The following is a 9635-nucleotide window of genomic DNA, read 5'->3' as shown; positions in this document are numbered from 1 at the left end:
GCAGCGCTGCTTGCCGTGTCAGTGGGAGCGCATTATAGGGAGCTGAAGTTTTTGTGCAAGCGCTTTTTGAAAGAAAATGACATTTTTATTGCCAAGCGTGCATTTATCAGACGAAACGCACAAAAAAGGGGCTAAAAGCCCCCTTTTTTAGCGCTTTACACGCGATACCCAACCATTATTGGCTAAAGAAGCGTGATTCTTGGATCGCTTCTATCGTGTTGCCATCTGTCATGGTAGAAACTTTAAAGTTAATCTTGAGCATCGGCCTAGATAGGTCAACCGGGTCTACGGCAACACTAATAGGTAATGTCAGTATTTCTCCACCTTTCATGCTGACTTGTTGCGGTCCATACCATTGATAGTTTGGTAGACCTTCAATGCTCAGGTTATATAGGTGCGTTTGCTCGGTCTTATTGAGCAACTTAAGGGTAAAGGTGTTTTCAATTAAACCTTGGTTATTTTCTCTAAACAACTCATTACGATCGCGAATCACATCGATACGCACAGGCGCAATCGTAGCGCTGGCATAAATAAAGATAACGATCATTGTGGCCAATACCGCACCATAGCCAACCAATTTAGGACGCAAGACTTTTTGTTTAATACCGTCAAGCTTATTTTCAGTGGTATAGGCAATTAAGCCTTTGTCATATCCCATTCGTTCCATGGTGGTGTCACAAGCATCAATACAAGCCCCACAATTAATACACTCATATTGCAAGCCGTTGCGAATATCGATTCCGGTAGGACAAACCTGTACACATAAGTCGCAGTCGATACAATCGCCAAGGCCAAGCGCTTTAGGATCAGCTTTACGTGAACGTGGCCCGCGGGTTTCACCACGCTTTGCATCATAACCGACTATGAAAGTGTTCTTATCAAACATTGCCGCTTGGAAACGTGCATAAGGGCACATGTGAATACACATTATCTCTCGCATCCAACCTGCATTACCGTAGGTTGCGAAAGTAAACAACACCACCCAAAAATACACCCCGCCACTGGCATTGAGTGTAAACACATCTCGGTACACTTCTGATGTTGGTACGAAATAGGACACAAAGGTCATCGCCGTAAGTAAAGATATCGCTATCCAAGAAGCATGCTTTGCGGTTTTGCGCCATAGCTTATTAAAGCTCCACGGCATTTGGTCTAACTTAATTCGCTTATTGCGTGCCCCTTCTAGTTTTTCCTCAAACCAGATAAAGATAAAGGTCCACACTGTTTGCGGGCAGGTATAACCACACCACACACGCCCAAGATAGGTGGTAACGAAAAATAGCCCGAACGCAGCTACCATTAATAACGCTGCCAATAAGGTGAGATCTTGTGGCCAGATAGTGAGAGCAAAGATATGAAACTTTTGCTCGCTTAAGTTAAACCAGACTGCTTGTCTATCTCCCCAGGGAATCCAGGGTAGAATTAAGAAAAATAGCATCGCAACCCAACCTAAACGCCTTCTTAATTGGGTCCATACACCTTCAATTGCTCGCACATAAATTCGGTTTCGCGGGTTAAATCTGTCTGCCTTACTGGCATCAGGCTGGTGAATCTTAATCCGTTCTGCCTTGGAAAAGTCTTTCTTGGAAGAATTTGAGGTCATCTTTATAGCCTTACAGCTTTAATAATGCATAAAAACTAGCTTATTATACTCACATATATCACATTTTGTTCACCAAAAACTGGGGTTAGATCACATGAAAGGCTGGATTATTTTAGCTATCGGCGTGGGGTTACTCTATTACCTTGCTACCGAAACCAACGAGCTCGACAAGCCCATCGCCCAGACCGAAGCACTACTTAGCCAAATCGAAAACAAAATTGATTCCATGACTGGTACGCAAATCATCAAAGTTGATAACCGCATTAAGAATATTAAAGCTGAAATCAGCGATAGGCTTTCTAATGCAGAGTTAGTCGCTTTGGACGCGATTTTAGCCTCTGAACATAGTGTAGCTGAATATAAGCAAAGCTTCTGTGGAAGCAACGCAGATCGTCATCCCGCTTTAAGTCGCGATAATCAGCGCTTTATTTGCGATAAAATCAACTAAACTCCCCGCTTTTAACACTGGCAATTGACCTAAGTAGAGAATAAGCCTAGCCTTTGCAGATTACGTTTTAATAATCCGTGTAAAGGCTATGCTATGACTCAGAAGGTTTCCGATATATTTGATCCTACGCTTTGGGAACAGGTATCTGGATTTGAATTTGAAGATATTACTTACCATAGAGCCAAAGATCAGGGCACTGTAAGAATCGCCATTAATCGCCCAGACTGCCTCAACTCTTTTCGCCCTAAAACCGTTGACGAACTGTACACCGCATTAGATCACGCCAGACAATGGTCTGATGTAGGTTGTGTATTGCTGACAGGAAATGGTCCATCGGCAAAAGGCCAACATTCCTTCTGTGCCGGCGGCGATCAACGCATTCGTGGGAAAGACGGCTATAAATATGAAGGTGAAGAAGCTGGCAAACCCGATATCGCTCGTATGGGCCGACTACATATCTTAGAAGTGCAACGCCTAATACGCTTTATGCCTAAAGTGGTTATTGCTGTCGTACCAGGCTGGGCTGTTGGCGGTGGTCATAGCCTACATGTGGTGTGTGATTTAACCTTAGCCTCAAAAGAACACGCTGTATTTAAACAAACAGACCCTGATGTCGGTAGTTTTGATTCTGGCTATGGTAGTGCTTATCTGGCTAAGATGATCGGTCAAAAGCGGGCTCGCGAGATCTTCTTCCTTGGCTTTAATTACAGTGCTGAAGAAGCATTTGATATGGGTATGGTTAATCGCGCCATTCCCCACGCCGATTTAGAAACCGAAGCGCTTGCCTGGGCAAAAGAAATCAATAGTAAGTCGCCAACGGCGATGCGTATGCTTAAATACGGTTTCAATTTACCCGATGATGGCTTAGTGGGTCAGCAACTCTTCGCTGGGGAAGCCACACGTCTTGCTTATGGTACCGATGAAGCGCAAGAAGGCCGAGATGCCTTTTTAGAAAAACGCGACCAAGATTTTAGTAAGTTCCCTTGGCACTACTAAAGTAACGACTAAGGTATGTAGGCCGTTCAAGCTACTTGCTAAAGCGACTTGTTGTTAGTTATCAAGCCCAGAAACCAAGTAGCTTCACTTGAGAATGCCACTGTAGCCAATAACCGCAGCAGAAAGCGTCGGCCTTAATCAATCACGCTAATAATCGCAATCAATACAAAGCTCACTTTAGGTGGGCTTTGTCATTTTTAGGCCATGGAACATTTAGCTCTCTGGGGTGATGTTGAGCTCAGCTTTGATATAATACCAATCGGGATAAGAAAGTGATCTAATCAGAGCTATTTTTGGCAAACGAGTTCGAGACGAATAACTTAAGTAATAGTGGTTCTATTGGGAAGTTATTCAACGAAGAAGTAGGCAGCCAAAAAAGCGCCCAAAGGGCGAGTTTTAGCACTTCTGATACTGTGTAAACGAACTTGAACGTAGAGTAACTATGCCCTTCATTCGTTGCAAACCACATGGATGTGGTGAATGTCATTAATGCACGACTATAGGGGTATAGGAGGTAGAGTAACGCAGGAGCAGTTACCGAGGAGCATTTAATGACCTTGTCTCACAAGCGCTAAACTCTCGCTGAGCGATCACATCTTTATGCCGATTGGTATAGTTTGTACAGCCAAACTATCCAGAGTAATCAAGCCTTTCACCACCATTAACATGTTTGTATTGCAAACAAAGTTTACCCACCAAAGTTCAACAAAATCGAGTTAATCGAAAAAGCCTATCAAATTAATCTATATCGAAAGCTTTATCTTTTAAATGATAATGATTATTATTTGCCCATCAATTAAGGAGGGTATCACTATGGCTAAGACTATCACTTTTGCAATTTTACATTTCGGTGTCGCATTCACTATTACTTATTTATTAACAGGCAGTGTAGTAATAGGTGGCGCTGTTGCACTTATCGAACCAGCTATCAACACCATAGTGTTTTACTTCCATGAAAAAGTCTGGAAACGTTACGAAGCTCGTCACCCCCAACAGCCTATTCAAATTTAGGCTGTTAGTGTTCAAAAAACGAATAGGCAGTTGTTGTCATAAAATCTTCATAAAAGTTTGATGCGAGCTCAAACAAACTGACTTATTCACAAGCCAAGCCCAAGCAAACTTAAATCAATATTAACTCGAAATGAACTATGGCAAACAACGCCATTATCGTTAAAAGTCATGACAACATCTAAAGCACTAATACAACTCACTTCGTTATTCCAAGCAGAAATTTAAGACTATTTCACTTGCTTTTCAGTGAAAGTTCTGCAGCGCTTTAGTTACCCACATTAGCAATTACTTTATTACTTCAGTTGTTTCGCTGCCTTCAAATCCACCAACAGCACACCGTAACCAAACTGTCATATTTACATGTCTTAATGCGCTGGCTTTCAATTTGTTGAAGCAGATAACACTCTCTATAACCATTTTAAGTGGAACTTGTAATGAAGAAAGTAATTGGTTTACTTACAGCTGTTGGTTTAATGGCAACCCCGCTTGTTCAAGCAAGCACAGTTACAGTATCTGGCTCAACCTCTGTAGCCCATGTCATGGAAGTATTAGCTGAAAACTATCAGAACAGCACCAACAAAAACGTTGAAGTGCAAAGTACCGGATCATCTGCGGGGATTCGCGCAGCAAAAGATGGTACCAGTATGATTGGCATGTCATCACGCAATGTAAAAGACAGCGAGCTTACCAGTGATATTAAAGAGGTCGTTATTGCCCGCGACGGTATTGCTGCTGCAGTTAACAATGCCAACCCAGTCAAAAACCTTACTCAAGAACAGATCGCAAAAATCTACCGCGGTGAAATCAAGAATTGGAGTGAAGTTGGTGGAGAAGCACGTCCCATCGTTGTTGTCACCCGTGAAGCAGGTTCAGGCACTCGAGGTGCATTTGAGGAGATCATGAAACTACAACGTACCGTTAATGGCCATAAAGTCACAGCTATCTCACCAACTGCACAAGTAGGTAATGGTAACGGCATGATCAAGACAATTGTTTCCAATAACCCTTATGCCATTGGTTATATTTCACTTGGCAGTGTTGATGATTCATTACGTGCAATCGATGTTGATGGTGTAGCTGCAAGCGACGACAACATTGCTGCGGGTGACTACAAAATTGCCCGCCCATTTATCGTATTGATGGATAAAGCAGCCCCAGACACAGCTAAGCAGTTTATCGACTACATCATGTCTAACGACGGTCAAAGCATTGTCGCTGCTGAAGGCTACATTCGCGTTCAGTAATAGACTTTTCCAAAAAGACAGCGATTGCTCCATCGCTGTCTTTTTGGACTTTTTATCATCGGTAAGACATTGAGGCACAGTGATGGATACGGCAACTAAGATCCGCACAGCAGAATTAAAGCTAAAGCCCAACAAAAGCTTTGATCCAATCGGTATGATTTTTCATGCGCTATTTTTATGTAGCGCCATGGTGGGCGTGATATCCGTCGCCACCATTGGTTGGTTTGTATTTCAAGAAGGTTTACCTGCTTTTTCTGAGGCAGGCGCAGTTAACTTAATCACCGGACGAGAATGGCTTCCGCCAGCCCTTTACGGCATCTTCCCGATGATTGTTGCATCACTCATATCGACCTTAGGTGCGGTTATGATTGGTGTGCCCATTGCTATATTAACAGCAGTGTTCCTTGCAGAGCTGGCCCCAAAGTGGTTGGCAAATATTGTTAGACCTGCCGTAGAACTACTTGCAGGCATTCCCTCTGTTGTCTATGGCTTCTTTGGCTTGGTCATTATCGTACCCGCCATCGAGACACTATTTAATATCCCCGCTGGTAACACAGTACTGGCGGGTATCATCGTATTGGCAATTATGATTTTGCCAACGGTCATTACCATTTCAGAAACATCAATTAGAGCGCTTCCTGCTAGTTATAAAGAAGGGGCGTTAGCACTCGGTGCATCGCATATTTACAGTATTTTTAAGGTACTGGTTCCGGCCGCTAAGAGCGGTATTTTAACCGGTGTTGCGCTGGGCATTGCCCGCGCTATTGGTGAAACCATGGCGATTATCATGGTAATGGGTAACGCCCCTGCGATGCCGGGCTCACTGCTTGAGCCAGCTCGAACATTAACAGCAAACATCGCCATGGAAATGGCCTACGCTACCGGCATTCATGCTAGTGCACTTTACTCGACTGGCATCGTGTTATTGGCCTTCATTGTATTGCTCAATGCAAGCCTACTTTATGTAAATAGAAAACGAGCATAATCATGAGATTAACTAGAGATAATCAAGACAAAATCCTGCTTGTCGCCATTTGGGGCGCTGCCGCAACAACGATTATGTTTCTGCTGTGGGTAGTTTGGCACATCTTAAGTAATGGTCTAGCCCACGTTACATGGGACTTCATCACTGGGGCCTATACTCGCATTGGCGAAGCGTCTGGTATTTGGGCGATGATCGTATCTACCGTTTATATGGTGCTGCTATCACTAGCCATTGCCGCTCCTATTGGCATCATGACGGCAATCTACCTTACAGAATATGCCAAACCCGGTAGCTCAGTGGTAAAAATGATTCGCTTCTGTATTGAGTCATTAGCGGGTATCCCCTCTATCGTATATGGCCTATTTGGCATGACGTTCTTTGTCACTACGTTAGGGCTAGGGTTCTCGATTTTATCAGGCTCTCTTACCTTAGCGATGCTGATTCTGCCGGTATTGATCCGTACCACTGAAGAAGCACTACTTGCAGTGCCATTAAGCTACCGAGAAGGCGGATACGCGTTAGGTGCGTCAAAAATCTATACCATTTGGCGGTTAATTTTGCCAAGTGCCATGCCAGGCATTGTCACATCGGTCATTTTAAGTACTGGCCGTGTCATTGGTGAGTCTGCACCGGTTTTCCTCACTGCGGGTATGGTGACTCAAATACCAGAATCTGTGTTGGAATCAGGCCGTACCCTAACCGTACACCTCTACAAATTAACACAAGAGCTATTTACTCAATATGAGTGGGACCAAGCCTATGCAACTGCAACTGTGCTGATTGTATTGGTGCTCGTGCTCAACATGGCAACCAAAGTGATTGCCAGCAAATTTAATAAAGCATCTCATTAAGGTCAGTAACCATGAACAAATTAGCCGTTAACAATTTAAATCTATTTTATGGTGACAATCACGCCCTAAAAGATATTTCGCTGCCGATTCCTGCTAAGCAAGTCACCGCACTAATCGGGCCTTCTGGGTGTGGAAAATCGACCTTGCTGCGCACACTAAATCGAATGAACGATCTTGTCGAAGGTGTAAAAATTACTGGAGAAATTGCCTTTGAAGGTGATGATATTTACCGAGATGTTGATGTTAAGCAGCTAAGAATGCGAGTAGGGATGGTATTTCAAAAGCCTAATCCCTTCCCTATGAGTATCTATGAAAACGTCGCTTTTGGCCTAAAAGCCCAAGGCATAAAAGACAAAAAAGTTCTTGATGCGGCAGTAGAAGAATCTCTACGTAGTGCCGCGCTTTGGGATGAGGTAAAAGATCGACTAAATGCTCCCGGCCAAGGGCTTTCAGGTGGCCAGCAGCAGCGCTTATGTATAGCACGCACCATAGCAATGAAGCCTGAAGTCATTTTAATGGATGAGCCAACAAGTGCGCTGGATCCGATTGCAACTCATAAAATCGAAGAGTTAATGGATGAGCTGCGTAAAAAGTTCACCATCGTGATTGTGACTCACTCCATGAACCAAGCAAAACGTATCTCAGATAAAACCGCGTTTTTCTGGATGGGTGAATTAGTAGAACATGGTGAAACAGAGCAAATTTTTCATCAACCAAGGGATCAACGCACCCAAGGCTATGTCAGTGGTGAATTTGGTTAACTCAGCCACATCAACAACTGTAGTAAAACGATCACTAACAGTATGCCGCTAACGCTTTGCCAAAAACGCAATGGATCACGCACCAGCAATGGTGCGTTTTCAGTTTCGGTTAGCACAGCCTGATTGGGAGTCGACAAGTCAGCTACCAGCTCAGACATACTGGTATATCGCTGCCGGTTATCAGGGTGGCAGGCTCGCTTTATCACCTGATCAACCCAAAAAGGCACATCTTGACGATGCCGACTAAGCGGTTGGTATTGCCAGTCATAAGCTTGTCGACTGGATTGATAGGTTACATTACGTTTTTTATAGGGCCGCTGACCGCTGAGCATTTCATACAGAATCACTCCCATAGAAAAAATATCCGACTGATGATCAGCTCGACCATCAATATACTCGGGCGCAATATAACCCAAATCGCCTAGGGGTAAGGTATCTGCCGAGAACTCACTTTCTACCAGTCCTCGTGCATCTGCTGCACCATAATCTAGCAATACAATATCGCCATTAGGCTTGAGCATCATATTTTCTGGCTTTAAATCTCGATGAGTCACTCCAATGCGCTGCAATGCGCGGACTGCCGCAGCCATCGCTGAAAAAACGTCTCTAACCTCAGTTAACGATGGCTTTGGGTGGTCAAACATCCATTGCCGCAAAGTAATGCCTGGCACAAATTGGCATAAGTGATATAAAAAACGAGACTCCTGCGGATAGATACGCATTAACAGTGGTGAGCAAGTTCGCTCGCCAATCCATTGCTCACGAATAAATGCTTTGCGATAATCCAGATCATCTTGATAGTTGAGTGACGGGACTTTCATCAAAAAGGTTTGTTGATATAACGGCGACTCAACCGCATAAATATGGCTACGACTACCGCTATAAATCACCTTCTTCACTTGCCACTTATCAATACTTTGCCCTTGTTGCAGCACCGGAGGGATCACCCGATGTAACAGCTGCTGATTTAGCTCACTAATATCTGCATAAGGTAGCGTATTCACCTTAACCAATAGGCAGCTTAAATTATCATCACTCCCCGCCATAGCAGCTTGCGCTACAATGTTATCGGCACACTGCTCTAAATCGGTTTGCTTTGACAACAACTCACTTAATTGTGAGTTTGACAGCCAATCATGAACACCATCTGTGCTTAACAGGTAAATATCATCACGCTGCAATTCGTGAGTTTGATAGTCAACCTCAACTTGACTATCAATTCCCAGCGCTCGGGTAAGAAAGCCTTTGTCTCCTAATCCTTGGCGACAATGATCTTTGGTCATTTGCAACAACTTACCCTGGCGATAACGATAAATTCGAGAATCACCGACATGTAAAAAATGTGCCGTGGCCGACTTGAATACCACAGCACTAAAGGTTGATACGAAGCCATTATGACGCAACTGTGACTGCTGAGAATGATGATAAAGCCAGCGGTTTAGCGAGCTTAATACTCGCGATACCGCCTGCTTAACACCCCAGGTATCTGGCGTTGCATAATAGTCTTCAATAAACTGGGTAACACAGGTTTGACTCGCTTGCTGACCATGCTGGCTACAGCTGACACCATCAGCAATACAAGCAACGGCACCTTTGTGGTTTAGCTGCGACGCGCGGGTTGGTTTGCGCGCCGCGAACGCATCTTGGTTTTGTTCACGCAAGCCAGCACTAGAACAACCACCAAAGCTGACATCAAGTTGGTTATGGCTGGTTAAACTAGGCTGCTGTTGTGTCAT

General features: G+C 44.0%; 9 protein-coding genes. 7 read left to right on the top strand and 2 right to left on the bottom strand.

Annotated elements, in window-relative coordinates; all coding sequences use genetic code 11:
* Window positions 1–175 precede the first annotated feature (175 nt).
* On the bottom strand, window positions 176–1603 hold the full coding sequence (ccoG, locus tag ACHUFW_RS18235; protein WP_394205056.1) for a cytochrome c oxidase accessory protein CcoG: 1428 nt from the start codon (window positions 1601–1603) through the stop codon (window positions 176–178).
* Between the two features lie 94 nt (window positions 1604–1697).
* Here ccoG and ACHUFW_RS18230 point away from each other — a divergent pair, with 94 nt between their 5' ends.
* From ACHUFW_RS18230 to pstB, 7 genes are all read left to right on the top strand, one after another.
* Window positions 1698–2051 carry a hypothetical protein gene (locus ACHUFW_RS18230; RefSeq protein ID WP_394205054.1) on the top strand — a complete coding sequence of 118 codons (354 nt, stop codon included), beginning with the start codon at window positions 1698–1700 and terminating at the stop codon, window positions 2049–2051.
* A 93-nt stretch (window positions 2052–2144) separates the two neighbouring features.
* Window positions 2145–3047 (top strand): 1,4-dihydroxy-2-naphthoyl-CoA synthase, encoded by a 903-nt coding sequence (locus ACHUFW_RS18225; RefSeq protein WP_394205052.1) that lies wholly within the window; start codon window positions 2145–2147, stop codon window positions 3045–3047.
* 813 nt (window positions 3048–3860) lie between these two features.
* Window positions 3861–4058 (top strand): DUF2061 domain-containing protein, encoded by a 198-nt coding sequence (locus ACHUFW_RS18220; RefSeq protein ID WP_394205050.1) that lies wholly within the window; start codon window positions 3861–3863, stop codon window positions 4056–4058.
* 434 nt (window positions 4059–4492) lie between these two features.
* Window positions 4493–5302, top strand: coding sequence for a phosphate ABC transporter substrate-binding protein (locus ACHUFW_RS18215; RefSeq protein ID WP_394205048.1), 810 nt, complete (start codon window positions 4493–4495; stop codon window positions 5300–5302).
* Between the two features lie 82 nt (window positions 5303–5384).
* The gene (gene pstC / locus ACHUFW_RS18210; RefSeq protein WP_394205047.1) at window positions 5385–6287 is read left to right on the top strand and encodes a phosphate ABC transporter permease subunit PstC; all 903 of its coding nucleotides are present in this window, start codon (window positions 5385–5387) and stop codon (window positions 6285–6287) included.
* Window positions 6288–6289: 2 nt separating this feature from the next.
* On the top strand, window positions 6290–7138 hold the full coding sequence (gene pstA / locus ACHUFW_RS18205) for a phosphate ABC transporter permease PstA (protein WP_394205045.1): 849 nt from the start codon (window positions 6290–6292) through the stop codon (window positions 7136–7138).
* Window positions 7139–7149: 11 nt separating this feature from the next.
* The gene (gene pstB, locus ACHUFW_RS18200; protein WP_394205043.1) at window positions 7150–7899 is read left to right on the top strand and encodes a phosphate ABC transporter ATP-binding protein PstB; all 750 of its coding nucleotides are present in this window, start codon (window positions 7150–7152) and stop codon (window positions 7897–7899) included.
* On the opposite strand, the gene ACHUFW_RS18195 is transcribed toward pstB, so the two are convergent.
* Entirely contained in the window at window positions 7896–9635 is a 1740-nt protein-coding gene (locus ACHUFW_RS18195; protein ID WP_394205042.1) for a protein kinase domain-containing protein, read from the bottom strand. The two genes, pstB and ACHUFW_RS18195, sit on opposite strands and share 4 nt — an antisense overlap.

Source organism: Shewanella waksmanii, assembly GCF_043643685.1.
GTDB lineage: Bacteria > Pseudomonadota > Gammaproteobacteria > Enterobacterales > Shewanellaceae > Shewanella > Shewanella waksmanii_A.
The sequence above is the reverse complement of the archived record's forward strand: the minus strand, read 5'-3'. Positions and strand labels throughout refer to the sequence as shown.

Coding starts and splice junctions, on each gene's coding strand:
- pstB (WP_394205043.1), top strand. CDS start 7,150: ATGAACAAATTAGCCGTTAACAATTTAAATCTATTTTATGGTGACAAT.
- ACHUFW_RS18220 (WP_394205050.1), top strand. CDS start 3,861: ATGGCTAAGACTATCACTTTTGCAATTTTACATTTCGGTGTCGCATTC.
- ACHUFW_RS18195 (WP_394205042.1), bottom strand. CDS start 9,635: ATGACACAACAGCAGCCTAGTTTAACCAGCCATAACCAACTTGATGTC.
- pstA (WP_394205045.1), top strand. CDS start 6,290: ATGAGATTAACTAGAGATAATCAAGACAAAATCCTGCTTGTCGCCATT.
- ACHUFW_RS18215 (WP_394205048.1), top strand. CDS start 4,493: ATGAAGAAAGTAATTGGTTTACTTACAGCTGTTGGTTTAATGGCAACC.
- ccoG (WP_394205056.1), bottom strand. CDS start 1,603: ATGACCTCAAATTCTTCCAAGAAAGACTTTTCCAAGGCAGAACGGATT.
- ACHUFW_RS18230 (WP_394205054.1), top strand. CDS start 1,698: ATGAAAGGCTGGATTATTTTAGCTATCGGCGTGGGGTTACTCTATTAC.
- pstC (WP_394205047.1), top strand. CDS start 5,385: ATGGATACGGCAACTAAGATCCGCACAGCAGAATTAAAGCTAAAGCCC.
- ACHUFW_RS18225 (WP_394205052.1), top strand. CDS start 2,145: ATGACTCAGAAGGTTTCCGATATATTTGATCCTACGCTTTGGGAACAG.